Here is a 15,537-nt window from a genome sequence, read left to right on the forward strand (position 1 = left end):
CGTGAAATGCGCGGTGGCTTACGTGGCTTTTATATTTTTCTTAGCTGCATTGCCCTTGGTGTTGCGGCAATCGGCGGTGTTGGTGGTATTACTGATATGATACGCCAAGAATTTGCCACCCAAGGTAAAATATTGCTTGGTGGTGATTTGCGCGTTTCGATGACGCAAAAGGAAGCAACCCCACAAGAATTAAGCTATCTTGAAAGCATGGGCAATGTGTCTTCTAGCCTTTGGATGCGCACCATGGCACGGCGCAGCAGTGACCAAACCCAGTTACTGGCTGAAGCCCGCGCGGTTGACGACAAATATCCGCTTTATGGCAGTGTCAAAGTTAAGCTTAATGATGGCAAATTTTCCAATAATCTTTATGATCAAGTCAAAAATATCAATGGTACTTATGGTGTTGTTGTTGCGCCGCTTTTAGCCCAGCGCCTTGATTTGAATATTGGCGATAAGCTTACCCTTGGCAACACAAATTTTGAAATCAGAGGCTTGGTGGAAAATGAGCCTGATTTGTTATCGGAAGGCTTTCAATTAGGACTTCGGGTGTTTTTGTCAGAAGAGGCAATGAAGCAAACCGGTCTTTTACAACCGGGCAGTCTTTTTACCTATACCTATAAAATAGCGGTTCCTGCCGCTAAATTAGCTGAGGTTGCCAAATTTGATGAAGCGGCTAAAAAGCAATTTCCTGATAATTTATGGATTATCCGCAATAGCGACAATGCAACGCCGGCTTTAACCAGTAATATTGAACGGTTTTCGCAATTTTTAACCCTCGTTGGCTTAATGGCCTTGGTGGTTGGCGGTGTTGGTGTCGCCAATGCGGTGCGTGCCTATCTTGAAACCAAATTCGGTGTGATTGCCACGCTAAAATCGCTTGGTGCTTCGGGTAATTTTGTTATTTGGCTTTATTTAATCCAAATCGTGTTGTTGAGCTTTATCGGTATTGCTATTGGTCTTGTTTTTGCGCTGATTATACCGCCGATTGTTGGGCAGATATTAAATTCTTATTTTCCTTTGGCTGGTGGTTGGTCAATTTCCTACCTTAGCCTGTTAAATGGTGCAGTTTTTGCCTTGCTAACCACGCTTGGTTTTGCGTTAATACCTTTGGCACGCGCGCGTGAAATTCCGGTCACTACCCTTTTTCGCGCTATGGGCTTTTCTGGCAAGGTTAAAATTGCGCGGCTTTATCTTGTTATTGTCGCATTGATTTTTGGCTCTATTGCTTTCATGGCGGTTTTTACCGCTTATGATCGGCGTATGGCGGCTATTTTCATCATTGCTGTTATTGGTGTTTTCATTGTTTTGCGGCTATTGGCGATTATTATCCAATATCTTGCCAAAAAGGTTTCCCATGTCCGCGCGCCTGCTTTGCGCCTTGCTATTGGCAATATTTATCGCCCGGGTTCCTTAACCAGTGCCATTGTGCTTGCGCTTGGTCTTGGGCTAACTTTGCTTGTTGCCATTGCGACGATTGACGGTAATTTGCGCCGGCAACTTGGCGATACCGTGCCGATCAATGCGCCAGCATTTTTCTTCCTTGATATTCCAAGCGATGGAGAGCCGGCATTTCGTGCCTTGATCGCTCAAAATGATCCCAAGGGTGAATTGCGGCTTATGCCCACTTTGCGGGCGCGTATCACCGCGCTTAATAATGTCGAGGCAAAGGATGCCAATGTCGCTGAAAATGGCCGTTGGGTGCTGCGCGGTGACCGTAATATTACCTATTCAGATAATATACCACAATCGACCATACTAAAAGAAGGCACATGGTGGCCGCAAAATTATGATGGTCCACCGCAAGTATCCATGTCAAATGATGAAGCAAAAGCACTTGGCTTAAAGCTTGGTGACATGATAACCGTTAACGCCTTAGGGCGGCAAATATCGGCTAAAATTACTAGCCTGCGGGAAGTGCATTGGGATTCGATGAATATGAATTTCGTCATGATTTTTTCGCCCAATAGTTTTCGTGGTGCGCCGCATATTTGGATGGGAACGCTTAAAAAAGGCGATGGCACGCTTGAAGATGTGGCATTAATGCGCGCTATTGGTAAGGATTTTCCCTCGGTGACAATTTTATCAGTGCAAGATATTATCACCAATGCAAGAGAGCTTATTGATCAAATTAGTCTTGGTGTGCGCGCCTCTGCCTCTATTGCTTTGCTTGCCGCCATTCTTGTGTTGGCAGGCGCGCTGTCCGCCGGTAACCGTAGTCGAACCCATGATGCGGTGGTGCTAAAAACTCTTGGCGCAACCCGCAAAGTGCTTATTCGCGCCTTTTTATATGAATATATAATTTTAGGCGTTGTTAGCGCAGTTTTTGCCTTCATCGCAGGCAGTGCGGCAGGGCTTGCTATGGCACGTTTTCGTATGGATCTTGATGCAGTACTACTGCCGCAAACAGGGCTTATGGTTTTGGTTGCTGCCTTGGTGCTAAGTGTTGGTTTTGGTCTTATTGGCACATGGCGTATTTTAGGGCAAAAACCATCGCGTTGGCTGCGTGAATTGTGATAATTAGACTAAATAGAGGGGCGAATGAAAAATTGTCTTTGGTATCCAATCGATGCTTTTCATTCGCTTCATGAATATGCACGCTTTTGTAATTGGTTGCAGCTTCAAATTGCTGAAGGCATGGTTGAAGAAATAACCGTAAAGGAAAATTCAACCCGTTTGCCTTTGTATCAGCAACGAACCATAATGATAAATCTGATAATCAGAATTCAAATGGTAATAATAACAACGACCGAAACGATGGTGCAAGAATAATAGGTTCAAATAAAAGGAGAATTCCTTGTTACACAGGACCCAAAAAGGGGAAGGCCGCTGAATTTAAAAAGCAACTAGACGAGCAAATGGCGGCTATTAATAACATGACGGTTGATGAGATGGCTGCTGCTTTTTCGAGGATCGACGCTGCTGGAGGAACAGATAAAATAAGAAATTCCATAGCGCAAGCTAACCATCGTAAAGCTTTTGAAAACTATTTAAAACGTCAAAAATTATCTGCTTCTGACATTGCTAAAAAGATGAAAAATCTTGATGCAACTCATGTTTTAGATATGATGGTTGGTGGCGATCCAAATGCATTTAGTCATGATAAACATGGTAATCCTGTTTTAGATGACTCTAACGCTAATAGGTCGATTGGTAGCCAATGGGTGTCCACAAAAGATAAAAATGGTATGAGTAGAGTTGATTATTTGCGTGATGAAGTCAAAAAAATACAAAAAAATGGATTGCACAACGAAAAAATGAACATTGAATTAGGAAGGTGTAAACACGATTATGACTAATTTTCATGAAAACATTCAATATTATTTGGATACAAATGGACAACCTGATGACATTGAAAAACTTTCACCCGAAATTATAACGCGCATGTATGAAATATTTCCACCCTCATTTGCCGGTTTTTTAAATGAATTTGGATTTTGTTCATTTTTTGACCGTGGTTTACAATTATGTAACCCAGATGACATGCGCTCTATTTTAGCCTTAATTTTTGAAGCTGATAAAGACTTCCATCATAAAGACGTCCATGTTTATGCTTATTCGGCATTTGGAGACTTATATTGTTGGTCTAGTACTTTATATAATTTCAAAATTAATCTGGTTGACTGTATGGTTTTTTCAGATTTTTTGATCTATAAACAAGAGGTTAAAGCGACGCCAGACCATATCGCATCCCAAATGTTACCAAAGAAACGATCTATCGAGTTTTATGATTTTAATGATGAGCCCTTGTTTGCGCGTTGTCTAGAACACTATGGTAAGCTAGATATGGGGCAATGCTATGGTTATTTCCCTGCTTTGGCTTTATTAGGAGGTAGTGATACCCCAATGAATAGAATTGAAAACATAAAAAAAGTTCAAGCTTTTGAACATTTTGCTATTCTTGCTCAATTAGATACTTTCTATCTAACAACAACATCTAGCGATGGTAATAGTTTTGTTAAAGTTAGGCCTATTGGATAATTAATTAAGGTATTGTTGACAAAAATTTTTATTAATAATAGCGGGTACCAATGCACTGTGACGATCCTTGTCACATAAAACTTGGCGATATTTAATTTCGGATCAGTTCACTGGTGGGGGATAGAATTTACACATCAATAATTGGAGCGAAATGGCAGCTTATTGCGCCAGATTTTCCTTTTAAAGCAACTTGGCTGCCTCATTTTTGATAGGTTATATTGAATGGAGTTTACAGTATGCTTTATCACGCCTTCACATTTTGGGGAGCAATCCGTAAAAATGTTCAATTCAACACCGTTGATCAATATATTAAAGACATATATTCTCATTTAAATTTAAACATTACTCATATCGGATATGACTCTGCGAAGTATGATAGTAATGGTTATAGAACTTACCAAAGAGTGATTAAAAAGCTTCGTTGTTTTGATGAAGAAATAGATAAGCTTGCATATGTAACATTTGATTATACGGGTAAGGAATCTGAAATATTATCAAATTTTGACATTCGGGTAGGGATAAGAGAAGAAAATTTTAAACTATATGATCATGTTGGCCCCAATCCCAAAAGAGATATCTGCCATTTTGTGCTTAAAAATCAATATATTTCGAACAATTTTGAAGAAGCAATATTGCCAATTTTTAAACAATTAGCCAATATCGTTCTTGATAAAAATGAGTATCAGCACTTTGTTACTGAAAAACATTTTGCAATTGATAGTTATCAAGAAGGAAAGAAAGTTGAGGATATTCCAGATATTGCTTCGATTAGAGTATTAGAGCGTAAAATTTATAAATAAAGTTTTTTGGCTAGATCTTTTGGCGGAACACCATTGGCTAAAAGATGGTTGGCAGATCTAAATTTGCTGTTGGTCATTTTACGTGGGCGGCCACCAATGAGATCCATTTGTCTTGCTGTTGTTAATCTAGCCCGCGTGCGCTCAATAATCAATTCTCGTTCCATTTGTGCTAAACTTGCCATCACATGAAAAAAGAGCCTATCAGACACTATTTGTATCAATCTAATCCGTACTTTTTAATAATACCTGAACCTATGGCCAAAAAAACATTGTTAAGTACACTATTTTCATAATGCAAAAATTCTTTATATGGCCAACTTTGTTCACTTAATCCTGAAGCATCAAAGAACATTTTCTTATATATTTCATATAACCGCTTGTCCCGAATAATATTTGATAAAATTAAACTAGAAATACATGAATCTTGATAGTCTCCTTGACAATAAACTATATAACTCTTTTTAACAGACCTTATATTATTACCTAAAAATTCAAATTTAAGTGAATTTGTATGTTCCCACAAAATACTATTATCATTAATAAATTCCATAAAAGCATATGCCGTGCCAACGGTAATACATGAGTCAAATTGGCATTTATGGCAAATATTTAATAAAAGACTAGGCCAATCACATACATCAGCATCAATAATCAATTCTTTTTCGAAATTTTTATGTTCGTGTTTTATGCTCCGATAATGCCCAATTGCTGATAGATAAGAAAGCCTTTCTTTAAAAGAAGTTCCATGATCAAATTTTTTAATAATACCGTTTTTTATAATTTCTCTCAAATAATATAATTCTTTATAAGCTATAGGATAGCAAATCATTCCATAGAATAAGTTTTTTGTTTTTTTAGCAATAATAAAATTAATATCTTTAATTATGGTATTATCATAATAAATTTTTATCATTAAATAGTCGCAGTCGATATCAATACCTTCAACAATCAATTTATGATAAATAGCATTTCCTATTTGATGCAGCATATTGCCTGAGAGGCCATAAACGTTTTGGTCCGTTATGTAGGCAACTTCTCTATCGTCTTTCATGACATTAATGTGGTAATAAATCATAAAACTTCCTAACGTATTATATTTTAGGGTCTTGCCTAGCTAAGTGACAATTATTCATTGTAAGGCACTGATAAAACATGTTAAATTAAATGATAAAATGAAAAATGCAGGTAGTCAAATCACAGCATGCTGTCAAACTGGCTCAGTAGTTTTAGGTTCAGGTAAAATTAAAACTATACCTAATTTGCACCAATAGGATTAATGATTATGCTATTTCATTCATATATATTTTGGGGCGCTATCCGCAAAGATAGTCAATTCGATATAATTAATCGCCAAGCAAATGAAATATTTGCTGATATGGGAATGGATATTACTCATATTGGTTATGATTCTAATATTTATGATAGTAAAGGTTATAGAAAATATAATAGGGTAAACAAAAAATTGCTTAGTTTAAATGAAAATTTAGATAATATATATTTTTTAAATATAACTAATAATGCAAAAGATGCTTACTATTTGTATGAGTATGACGTACAACTTGATTTTCTCAATAAAATTTTCGCTGGCGACAAGCAAAGACCAAATGATAGTTGCCAACTTGTAATTAAAGAAAAATATTTAGATGATAATTTTAAAAATAACATTATCGAAAAATTTAAACACCTAGCTAAGTCTATTTTAGATGTAAATGAATTTCAACATTATACATGTAGAAGCCAAACTAAAGCTGGAGATTATATTTTTTACAAGGGTACAAAAAGGGATTTTAGATCAATTAATATTTTGGAGCGTGAAATTTATAAATGAACGATTGGTTTAATTCAAGTCAACCTTGATGCCATGCTCCAATAACAGCTCTTCAATATCTCTATAGCTTAAACAATAAGGCAGATACTTAGCTGCCACCTGAATAATAATTATCGCATCAAAGTGCCGTATTATTTAAATTGGCTTTAAAATCATTCCTTGCCCAATCAACCGTTATATTTGAAATAATTTATTCTTTAATTTTTTGAGCCACTATGCTTCGTTAAAACAGGAAAGCCCAGGGATTAGATTTGTCGCAAGTTTTCATATTTTTACGTTAAGGTAGTTGACTAATAATATTTGCGAAAAGAACTAACTAAAAATAAAAGGTTAAGAAATATTATGATTACTTACTCCATTAATGTCATGAAAGATGGTGAAGAGATTGCTTACATAACTAATCAAAGTGTTTATGGCCTTTCAGGCAATATGTTGCATAGTTTTGGAAATCTTATCTACCATAAGGTGATTATAGATGGGGTTGATATGGACTGCGACTATTTAATGATAAGAATTTATTATGATAAAACCATAATTAAAGATATTGATTTTATTGTTGCTAAAAAAACAAAAAACATATTTTATGGAATGATTGTAAATCCTATAAATTACAAAGAATTATTTTTCCTAAAAAAAATAATAAAAAACGGTATCGTTGAAAGTTTTCATTCTAGCATTTCTTATAAAGAAAGGCTTTCTTATATATCGGCAATTGGTCATTACAGGCGTATAAAACAAGAACATAAAAATTTCGAAAAAGAATTGATTATTGATGCTGATGTATGTGATTGGCCTAGTTTTTTGTTAAATATTTGCCATAAATGCAATTTTGACTCATGTATAACCGTTGGCTCAGCATATGCTTTTATGGACTTTATTAACGATAATAGCATTTTGTGGGAATATACAAATTTACTTAAATTTAAATTTTTAGATAATAATTTGCGGTCCATTAAAAAGAGCTATATAGATTATTATCAAGAAAATCATCAGGAATCATGTATATATAGTTTAATATTTTCAAGTATTATTAGTAATTATAGATTAAATGAAATATATAAATCTATATATGGTGGTGATTATGAATTAGATGAATATGATTTTCCTAATAAAAATTATTTAAAATTTGAAATTAAGACTCTTAATGATGTCTTTTTGGCCATAGGTTCAGGTAGAATTAAAACTATACCTAATTTGCATCAATAGGATTAATGATTATGCTATTTCATTCATATATATTTTGGGGCACTATCCGTAAAGATAGTCAATTCAATATAATTAATCACCAAGCAAATGAAATATTTGCTGATATGGGATTGGATATTACTCATATTGGTTATCAGTCTAATATTTATGATAGTAAAGGTTATAGAAAATATAATAGAGTAAACAAAAAATTGATTAGTTTAAATGAATATCTAGATAAAATATCTGTTTTTTGTATTGCTAGTACTGGAAAAGAATCTGACTATTTGTATGAATATGACGTGCAATTTGAATTTCTCAATAAAATCTATGCTGGTAGACAAGGAGAAAATGATAGTTGCCAACTTATAATTAAAGAAAAATATTTAGATGATAATTTTAAACATAACATTATCGAAAAATTTAAACGCCTAGCTAATTATATTTTTGATGTAAACGAATTTCAACATTTTACATGTAGAAAGCGAAATAGGGCGAGCGAATATATTTTTTTCAAAGATGAAAAAAGGGATTTTAGATCAATTAATATTTTGGAGTGTGAAATTTATAAATGAAAGATTGATTTAAATTAGGTCAACCTTGATGCTATACCCAATAATATCCCTTCAATATCCCTATAGCTTAAACAATAACGCAGATACTTGGCTGCCACCTGAATAATTATCATTGCATCAAAGTGGCGTATTATTTAAATTAGTTATAAAATCATTCCTTGCCCAATCACCCCTTATATACAGAAATAATTTATTCTTTAATTTTTTGAGCCACTATGTTTCGCTAAAACAGAAAAGAATGGTCTCAAAATTCTATATTTTTAACGTTAATACAGATTACGAATAATATTTGCGAAAAGGTTGGAGAAACAAAATGAATCTAGAAGCAATAAATCCAATTGTTTACGGTGCTTATTTGCAAAGAAAAGCCGCAGGCCCCCGATTTTATGAGCCTAGTACAGGAGAACAATTACAGAAAATTGAAGATATGATTGGGTCTCATTTACCCGATGACTTTATCGATTTTATGCTAGAATATTCAATGGTTGCTCCAACTCAAACTAATGATTGCTCGTGTTTTAAAGTTGATTATATTAGTGGTTCAAAGCTTGAAGGTTCTTATTTGTTGGTTGAATCTGCTCAGTCCATAATCAATGCAATTGAGTGGTATCAAAATCCATCACCTTATAATGACGAAATTGGCCCGCGCCTTCCTAAAGTTTTACTTCCTCTTTCCAGAAGTAATGAATCGTCATTACTTATCGATTTACGCCCAAAAACTTTTGGTAATATTTTATATCATCCTGATTTATCCGTTTGGACTTTTGGCACATCAATGAACGATTGGGATACAATTGGCTATGTAGCACCAAATTTTACCGATATGTTAAAAGAGTTAAATAGTGAAGAAGTCATAAAAGAACGTTATAATTTATAAAGTGTTCGTAATGGAAACAGGTTTTATTTAATATAGAAAATTACCTTAATCCAGTAATTGCGTTAGAGTATTTTTATTGGCCCGAACCTTTACAAAACCTTGCACGTTTCAAACCTCTAGGGTCTTGAACCTAGTCTTTCAACTTGTCAATTTCCTGCCGCAAAATGGCTTTATCAGTATAAGGGCGGCCTATAATATAATGGCGGACAAAATCATCAGGCAGCAATTTAAATAACCGTTCAGCCTCCAATATTTTAGCCTGTTTGATTGCAATAGCTAGCTGAATAAAATATGAATCTATTTGAAAATAAGGTTCTTTTTCAATTTCAATAAAGGCTAATTTGGCTTCATCAAGTAATCCAGTATTCATATAATCTGTACCAAGACCATATAAGATTCCATATCTCTCCTTTAGTTGATTATCTTTTAGCAATGTCAGCGCTATTTTTTCATGATCAATTGCATTTTGATACATCTTCAACATGCTGAAAGCATCCGAAATGCTAACGTGTGGCTGATAATCTAAAGGGTCTTCTCCAATAGCTTTTTGACAATATTCTATCAGGAAGCCGTATTCCCGTTTCATAAAAGCCTGATCAGCAATATCTTTTTCAAATGTCATGACATTTCCTCCTTAAAAATTATACACCAACTGGGTTACAGCCTTGCAGCAAAGTTTAAATTATATGCATTTATGCCCTAAACCCTCAGTTTTTAGGTATTGTTAACTTATCTAACTGCAAATATATCGCGGTGCAATGAGTTGTGCTTTTTCCAAATCTATAACAAGGAATTAAAAATGATTATTTACGAAAAAATATTTTTCCAAATAATAGAACCATTTCTCTGCCTATGGGATAACGACGAAATGGGAGATCAGGTGATGGAATTTGAAAATAAGAAGGATTATGATGGATTAAAGGAATTTATACAAAATAACATTGAAAATCATTTAATCTACCTAATTGGCGATGATTATTTAAAATCAAACAATGTAAAAAATACTATTTTTTACTATGTAAAATGTTGTTCAACAGAAAAATTAGATGCTAAATTAGCATCTTATTTGATAAGTTTTACAGAAATAAGTGTCTTTACAACTGCTTTAGATAATATTTTAAAAAAGATGATTAATTTGACAGGAAATGTAACGATTAAATGTGAAGACATAATTGAAAATAGTAAATCATTAGATGAAATTGAAATTTTTAATTATAGTGATGCTTGGGTTGACTATTTAATAAAATAGTATTCCTGTTTGAGGTCATGATAACCAACCTTTTTGCAAGTAACTAAAATTTTAAGAAATTGATCTCACAGAATCTGATATTAGATCTAGGGTAACTTCATTGGCAAATCAGCCAGAGCGTAATGGCAGCCATTGGCTTAATGCTTGTTTGATTTTATCATTGATAATATTTATGGGGTTTTGCATGTTCTTGCCTAAAAATCATAATATTTTAGCAAGCAAGCTGTGAAAAGCTGCAAATCTATGCCCAACTTGCTAAGAAGGGCTTTGCCTTTATTGTTAACACCTGCTAAATCGCTTCTATGACGACAAAACTTGACCATATTCGAAATTTTTCCATCGTGGCGCATATCGACCACGGCAAATCAACATTGGCCGACCGCCTCATTCAATTGACTGGCGGTCTGGATACGCGCGAGATGAAGGATCAGGTGCTTGATTCTATGGATATCGAGCGCGAGCGTGGCATTACCATTAAGGCGCAAACCGTGCGTTTGCATTATAAGGCCAAAAATGGTGAAGACTATGTTTTCAATCTCATTGATACGCCCGGTCACGTTGACTTCGCCTATGAGGTATCGCGCTCATTATCGGCTTGTGAAGGCTCGCTTTTAGTCGTTGATGCTTCACAAGGCGTGGAAGCGCAAACCCTTGCCAATGTTTATCAGGCCATTGATAATAACCATGAATTGGTCGTTGTTTTAAATAAGATTGATTTGCCCGCAGCTGAACCAGAGCGCGTTAAAGAGCAGATCGAAGAAGTGATTGGCATTGATGCCAGTGATGCGGTGGAAATTTCTGCTAAAACTGGTCTTGGCATTGCCGATGTTTTGGAAGCAATTGCAACAAGATTACCGCCCCCACGGGAAGGCGATGCAACAAAGCCGCTAAAAGCCATGTTGGTGGATAGCTGGTATGATGCCTATCTTGGCGTTATTGTGCTTGTGCGGGTTATTGATGGTGTTTTGAAAAAAGGTCAAACTATCCGCATGATGGATACTGGCGCAAAATATCCGGTTGAACGTGTGGGCGTGTTTACCCCAAAAATGTTGGCAATGGATGAATTGGGGCCGGGTGAAATTGGTTTTATCACTGCGTCCATCAAAGAAGTTGCTGATACGCGCGTTGGTGATACCATTACTGAAGATCGCCGCCCTTGTGAAGATGCACTACCGGGCTTTAAACCTGCGCAACCCGTTGTTTTCTGTGGTCTATTCCCGGTTGATGCGGCAGATTTTGAAGATTTGCGCGGCGCAATGGGTAAATTACGCCTTAATGATGCAAGCTTCTCCTTTGAAATGGAAACATCCGCCGCACTTGGTTTTGGTTTCCGTTGTGGTTTCTTAGGGCTTCTTCATCTTGAAATTATCCAAGAGCGTTTGGAGCGTGAGTTTAACCTTGATCTTATTGCTACAGCTCCATCGGTTGTTTACCGCATGAATATGCTAGACGGTAGCCAGAAAGAATTGCACAATCCTGCTGATATGCCGGATATTATCAAGATTACCTCGATTGAAGAGCCTTGGATTAAAGCAACTATTTTAACGCCAGATGAATATTTGGGCGCTATTTTAAAGCTTTGCCAAGATCGCCGCGGTATTCAGGTTGATCTATCCTATGTTGGCACTCGTGCTATGGTCACTTATGATTTGCCACTAAATGAAGTGGTTTTTGATTTTTACGACCGCTTGAAGTCTATTTCCAAGGGCTATGCTTCATTTGATTATCAAATTACTGATTATCGTGAAGGCGACCTTGTTAAAATGTCGATTTTGGTCAATGCTGAGCCAGTGGACGCGCTGTCAATGTTGGTGCACCGCACTGCGGCGGAAAAGCGTGGCCGCGTCATGTGTGAAAAGCTAAAAGACCTTATTCCGCAACATATGTTCCAAATCCCGATTCAAGCGGCAATTGGCGGTAAGATTATTGCTCGTGAAACAATTCGCGCTTTGCGTAAAGATGTGACCGCTAAATGTTATGGTGGTGACGTTAGCCGTAAGCGTAAATTGCTTGATAAGCAAAAAGAGGGTAAAAAACGCATGCGCCAATTTGGTAAGGTGGAAATTCCGCAGGAAGCCTTTATCCAAGCGCTTAAAATGGGCGATAATTAGGCTTTCAGTCTCTGCTAAATTCATTAAAACGCTAAATGGCAAAGCTGCTATTTAGCGTTTTTTATTGCGTAATTATGTTTTAAACTCGCTATAGTTTTTTAAATTGAATAGCCGTACTTTTATCAATATTATAATAAGGAATGAGGCTGCAGGCTTTAGAGCGTTTTTTGAAAAGTGTGAAGCGGTTTTTGGACAAAAAACGCTATGTAAAAAAAGGATTAGAGCGCCGGTTTGATCTAATCAGATCGAAATGCGTTCTAATTAAAGAATGCTCAACATTTAAGATTAAATGTGTTTGAGATGGTTTGCTAAATATGAAGATAAAATCATATAAATTTTATTAAGATCTTTTTAAGTGGTTCCTATGCTCAATTATGCTTTAGTTTTAATAATATGTATTCTTCTAATATTTTTTTATTTGACCTTTAAAGGATTAAAAGTCGGTACTCTAATCCTATTGTATAATGCTTACAAAGGCGATGCTCAATCGCAATTTCGGTTAGGCGAGGCATATGCCGTGGGCAGGGATGAAAACGGAAATTACCTAGCAGCATTTAAGTGGTTTCAACTTTCAGCAGATCAGAATTATACCGATGCGCAGTATAGTATGGGGCTTATGTATTTAAGCGGTTTTGGGGTAAGATTAGATAAAAAAAAAGCTTTTAGATGGTTTGCGCTTGCGGCTAAAAAAGGACATGATGATGCACAATGCCATTTAGGAATGGCTTATCTTAAAGGTGTAGTCGTTAAGAAAGACATACATCAATCAATTAAATGGTTTACACTTTCCGCTTGTCAGGGAAATAGGATAGCGCAAGTTATACTCGGTAGAATATATTATATGGGTAATGAAATAGACCAAAATTATAGTGAAGCTTTGGAATGGTTTCAAAAAGCGGCTCAATTAGGGGAGGCCGAGGCCCAATTTTTGTTAGGAACAATGTATGAGCGTGGCGAGGGAATAGAAAAAAATGAGAATGAAGCGCAAAAATGGCTGTTTTTATCAGCACGCCAAGGTAATGAACTTGCAAATAAATCACTTGACAAATATTGCATCAAATAGAGAAATTTTGATAATTTTAAATTAACGGCAGTATATGACTTATGGCTGCATGAGGCATTGCCAATATAGTTTTTGCTATCAGTAATATTTGTTGTAAAATTACCTGTGGCAATTATGCGGCAATATTTTTTGCATGGATAAAATAAAAATGGCAAGCTTTTTGTAGCCGCCATTTAATTTATTTGCATCACATGTTTTTCCTAATAAAATGTTAGAGCAATCTCTTTGTTATAGAAAGCTTTTTTGCAATTTTCTGTTCTCCATTACAAAAATATGCTCCAAAATCTGGTGTGTTTAATCGTATCAAATAGGCTATTGCTTAGCAGCTTGTAAAAATTTCTTCTTCATGCTGCTTTAATAAGGCTGCACGAAGTTTTTCCAAGGCGCGGCTTTCAATTTGGCGCACCCGTTCTTTAGATATGCCAAGATGCTCGCCTAAATATTCAAGGGTTGCAGCTTGTTCTTTTAAGCGGCGCATTTTAATAATAAGCAATTCACGCTCATTAAGGCTACTCATCGCCTCATTTAGCCATTTGCTGCGTCGATCATTATCAATTTCGTCAGCTACAACCATATCTTGCAAGGGCGCTAAATCAACCAATTGGTCCATTTTGGTTGCCGTACTATCCTCATCATTGCCAATTGTTGCATTTAACGAATTGTCTGATGCGGAAAGCCGAATATCCATAGTTGCAACATCACCAACTGATACGCCAAAATGGGTTGATAGTTTTTTATAAACTTCATCAGTGGTTAAATGCGCTTCTTCAACGCTAAGCTGGTTGCGCAAACGGCGCAAGTTAAAAAACAAGGCTTTTTGTGCTGAGCTCGTTCCACCACGCACAATCGACCAATTTTTAAGAATATAGTCTTGAATAGAAGCGCGGATCCACCAACTTGCATAGGTAGAAAAACGCACCTCACGTTCTGGATCAAAACGTGTTGCCGCTTCCAAAAGGCCGATATAACCTTCTTGTACAAGGTCTGCCATCGGTAAATTAAAACGTTTAAATTTGTTGGCAGTCGCAATAACAAGACGCATATGGGCAGAACCAATATCATGTAAGGCTTGCGTATCCTGAGAGGCCTTCCATTTTTCGGCCAAAGCCTGTTCGTGGCTCCTTTCAAGATAAGGTGCATTGACAGCCCATTGGACAATGTCTCTACTTATGGTTGCGTAGCCCTTTCCAGGGCGAAATCTTGCTGTTGGTTTATCCCTAGTAACAATTTGTTGCATTTTAACCCCTTATAAACTTATCAAACATTAGGGAATTCTGCTGTTTAACCAGCGTTGATAGTACCGATACATATATAACGCTGATTTAATCATTTGGTTGCATGCTACTTTAAAGTGTATTTATTACAACTATAAGTTTAACTCAAATTCTATTAGTCGGCAAATATTAAATTGAAATTTTAAAAAAATTCTTGCTATGGTTGCATTGGATTTTACTTAAATACTTGACTTTTTTAGTATTTTTATAAAATGCATTCCCAATTTAATTTTGGGTTTATCAAGAATTATTCCAGTGTTTGGTGGGGATAAAGGCAGAAAAAATTCAAATTGAGTGGCCGTTATGTGATTCTTTTTGAACAATAGCCGATTTTTTTTCTTGCATTTTAAGGTTAAAAGACAAAATTCAAGAATTTTTTGATAATAGTCAAGTATTAAACATTAGGAATAATCAATATATATTTGAAGTGGGCAAGGGGGCAAAGAAAAAATTGAAAATAAATAAGGTTGCCAGCAGACGGTATGCGCGTCAAATTGCGTCTTTTAGGGGATTGTTTATATTTTTGCCAATGGCTATTTTATCGAATAGTAAATCTTTGGCTTTTGCAAAAAATTTAAGACTAGGGCCCTAACCTTA

The 15,537-nt window shown here is 35.8% G+C and carries 16 protein-coding genes and 2 pseudogenes; 12 read left to right on the plus strand and 6 right to left on the minus strand.

Annotated elements, in window-relative coordinates:
* Positions 1-6 precede the first annotated feature (6 nt).
* The 5 genes from N6A79_RS01960 (at position 7) to N6A79_RS01980 (ending at position 4,778) form a co-directional block, all read left to right on the plus strand.
* Positions 7-2,514, plus strand: a complete 2,508-nt coding sequence (locus N6A79_RS01960) for an ABC transporter permease (RefSeq protein WP_268547526.1) — start codon at positions 7-9, stop codon at positions 2,512-2,514.
* Between the two features lie 24 nt (positions 2,515-2,538).
* A complete protein-coding gene (locus tag N6A79_RS01965; protein WP_268546757.1) occupies positions 2,539-2,769 on the plus strand; it encodes a hypothetical protein in 231 nt (76 codons plus the stop codon).
* Positions 2,770-2,789: 20 nt separating this feature from the next.
* Positions 2,790-3,296: a polymorphic toxin type 15 domain-containing protein gene (locus N6A79_RS01970; RefSeq protein WP_268547527.1), complete on the plus strand. Its 507-nt coding sequence runs from the start codon at positions 2,790-2,792 to the stop codon at positions 3,294-3,296.
* Positions 3,289-3,978 (plus strand): GAD-like domain-containing protein, encoded by a 690-nt coding sequence (locus tag N6A79_RS01975; protein ID WP_182418666.1) that lies wholly within the window; start codon positions 3,289-3,291, stop codon positions 3,976-3,978. The genes N6A79_RS01970 and N6A79_RS01975 overlap by 8 nt, the downstream gene beginning before the upstream one ends.
* A 236-nt stretch (positions 3,979-4,214) precedes the next feature.
* The gene (locus N6A79_RS01980; RefSeq protein ID WP_268546758.1) at positions 4,215-4,778 is read left to right on the plus strand and encodes a hypothetical protein; all 564 of its coding nucleotides are present in this window, start codon (positions 4,215-4,217) and stop codon (positions 4,776-4,778) included.
* Here N6A79_RS01980 and N6A79_RS01985 read toward each other — a convergent pair.
* Together N6A79_RS01985 and N6A79_RS01990 are read right to left on the minus strand one after the other, a co-directional pair.
* Positions 4,769-4,987 (minus strand): recombinase family protein, encoded by a 219-nt coding sequence (locus tag N6A79_RS01985; protein ID WP_371739824.1) that lies wholly within the window; start codon positions 4,985-4,987, stop codon positions 4,769-4,771. The genes N6A79_RS01980 and N6A79_RS01985 overlap by 10 nt on opposite strands.
* A gap of 8 nt (positions 4,988-4,995) precedes the next feature.
* Positions 4,996-5,853, minus strand: coding sequence for a hypothetical protein (locus tag N6A79_RS01990; RefSeq protein WP_268546761.1), 858 nt, complete (start codon positions 5,851-5,853; stop codon positions 4,996-4,998).
* A 207-nt stretch (positions 5,854-6,060) separates the two neighbouring features.
* Between N6A79_RS01990 and N6A79_RS01995 the strand changes: the two genes are divergently transcribed.
* Entirely contained in the window at positions 6,061-6,606 is a 546-nt protein-coding gene (locus N6A79_RS01995) for a hypothetical protein (protein WP_268546763.1), read from the plus strand.
* An 18-nt stretch (positions 6,607-6,624) separates the two neighbouring features.
* On the opposite strand, the pseudogene N6A79_RS02000 reads toward N6A79_RS01995, so the two are convergent.
* Positions 6,625-6,741, minus strand: a pseudogene (locus tag N6A79_RS02000) (IS6 family transposase); the annotation flags it as partial.
* A gap of 207 nt (positions 6,742-6,948) precedes the next feature.
* Here N6A79_RS02000 and N6A79_RS02005 point away from each other — a divergent pair.
* The gene (locus N6A79_RS02005; protein WP_268546765.1) at positions 6,949-7,812 is read left to right on the plus strand and encodes a hypothetical protein; all 864 of its coding nucleotides are present in this window, start codon (positions 6,949-6,951) and stop codon (positions 7,810-7,812) included.
* 11 nt (positions 7,813-7,823) lie between these two features.
* Positions 7,824-8,366, plus strand: coding sequence for a hypothetical protein (locus N6A79_RS02010; protein WP_268546767.1), 543 nt, complete (start codon positions 7,824-7,826; stop codon positions 8,364-8,366).
* Between the two features lie 38 nt (positions 8,367-8,404).
* On the opposite strand, the pseudogene N6A79_RS02015 reads toward N6A79_RS02010, so the two are convergent.
* A pseudogene (locus tag N6A79_RS02015) lies at positions 8,405-8,500 on the minus strand (IS6 family transposase); the annotation flags it as partial.
* A 179-nt stretch (positions 8,501-8,679) separates the two neighbouring features.
* Between N6A79_RS02015 and N6A79_RS02020 the strand changes: the two are divergent.
* The gene (locus tag N6A79_RS02020; RefSeq protein WP_268546769.1) at positions 8,680-9,243 is read left to right on the plus strand and encodes an SMI1/KNR4 family protein; all 564 of its coding nucleotides are present in this window, start codon (positions 8,680-8,682) and stop codon (positions 9,241-9,243) included.
* A 130-nt stretch (positions 9,244-9,373) separates the two neighbouring features.
* On the opposite strand, the gene N6A79_RS02025 is transcribed toward N6A79_RS02020, so the two are convergent.
* On the minus strand, positions 9,374-9,865 hold the full coding sequence (locus tag N6A79_RS02025; protein ID WP_268546770.1) for a tetratricopeptide repeat protein: 492 nt from the start codon (positions 9,863-9,865) through the stop codon (positions 9,374-9,376).
* Between the two features lie 177 nt (positions 9,866-10,042).
* Here N6A79_RS02025 and N6A79_RS02030 point away from each other — a divergent pair, with 177 nt between their 5' ends.
* From N6A79_RS02030 to N6A79_RS02040, 3 genes are all read left to right on the plus strand, one after another.
* Positions 10,043-10,492: a hypothetical protein gene (locus N6A79_RS02030; RefSeq protein ID WP_268546772.1), complete on the plus strand. Its 450-nt coding sequence runs from the start codon at positions 10,043-10,045 to the stop codon at positions 10,490-10,492.
* Positions 10,493-10,794: 302 nt separating this feature from the next.
* Positions 10,795-12,603: a translation elongation factor 4 gene (gene lepA, locus N6A79_RS02035; RefSeq protein WP_262099117.1), complete on the plus strand. Its 1,809-nt coding sequence runs from the start codon at positions 10,795-10,797 to the stop codon at positions 12,601-12,603.
* A 364-nt stretch (positions 12,604-12,967) separates the two neighbouring features.
* The gene (locus N6A79_RS02040) at positions 12,968-13,666 is read left to right on the plus strand and encodes a tetratricopeptide repeat protein (protein WP_268546775.1); all 699 of its coding nucleotides are present in this window, start codon (positions 12,968-12,970) and stop codon (positions 13,664-13,666) included.
* Between the two features lie 319 nt (positions 13,667-13,985).
* Here N6A79_RS02040 and N6A79_RS02045 read toward each other — a convergent pair whose 3' ends face one another.
* Positions 13,986-14,903, minus strand: coding sequence for an RNA polymerase factor sigma-32 (locus N6A79_RS02045; protein WP_268546777.1), 918 nt, complete (start codon positions 14,901-14,903; stop codon positions 13,986-13,988).
* Between the last annotated feature and the right edge of the window lie 634 nt (positions 14,904-15,537).

The organism is Bartonella sp. HY761, from assembly GCF_026743145.1.
Lineage (GTDB): Bacteria > Pseudomonadota > Alphaproteobacteria > Rhizobiales > Rhizobiaceae > HY038.

Coding starts and splice junctions, on each gene's coding strand:
- N6A79_RS01960 (WP_268547526.1), top strand. CDS start 7: ATGCGCGGTGGCTTACGTGGCTTTTATATTTTTCTTAGCTGCATTGCC.
- N6A79_RS01965 (WP_268546757.1), top strand. CDS start 2,539: ATGAAAAATTGTCTTTGGTATCCAATCGATGCTTTTCATTCGCTTCAT.
- N6A79_RS01975 (WP_182418666.1), top strand. CDS start 3,289: ATGACTAATTTTCATGAAAACATTCAATATTATTTGGATACAAATGGA.
- N6A79_RS01980 (WP_268546758.1), top strand. CDS start 4,215: ATGCTTTATCACGCCTTCACATTTTGGGGAGCAATCCGTAAAAATGTT.
- N6A79_RS01990 (WP_268546761.1), bottom strand. CDS start 5,853: ATGATTTATTACCACATTAATGTCATGAAAGACGATAGAGAAGTTGCC.
- N6A79_RS01995 (WP_268546763.1), top strand. CDS start 6,061: ATGCTATTTCATTCATATATATTTTGGGGCGCTATCCGCAAAGATAGT.
- N6A79_RS02005 (WP_268546765.1), top strand. CDS start 6,949: ATGATTACTTACTCCATTAATGTCATGAAAGATGGTGAAGAGATTGCT.
- N6A79_RS02010 (WP_268546767.1), top strand. CDS start 7,824: ATGCTATTTCATTCATATATATTTTGGGGCACTATCCGTAAAGATAGT.
- N6A79_RS02020 (WP_268546769.1), top strand. CDS start 8,680: ATGAATCTAGAAGCAATAAATCCAATTGTTTACGGTGCTTATTTGCAA.
- N6A79_RS02025 (WP_268546770.1), bottom strand. CDS start 9,865: ATGACATTTGAAAAAGATATTGCTGATCAGGCTTTTATGAAACGGGAA.
- N6A79_RS02030 (WP_268546772.1), top strand. CDS start 10,043: ATGATTATTTACGAAAAAATATTTTTCCAAATAATAGAACCATTTCTC.
- lepA (WP_262099117.1), top strand. CDS start 10,795: ATGACGACAAAACTTGACCATATTCGAAATTTTTCCATCGTGGCGCAT.
- N6A79_RS02040 (WP_268546775.1), top strand. CDS start 12,968: ATGCTCAATTATGCTTTAGTTTTAATAATATGTATTCTTCTAATATTT.
- N6A79_RS02045 (WP_268546777.1), bottom strand. CDS start 14,903: ATGCAACAAATTGTTACTAGGGATAAACCAACAGCAAGATTTCGCCCT.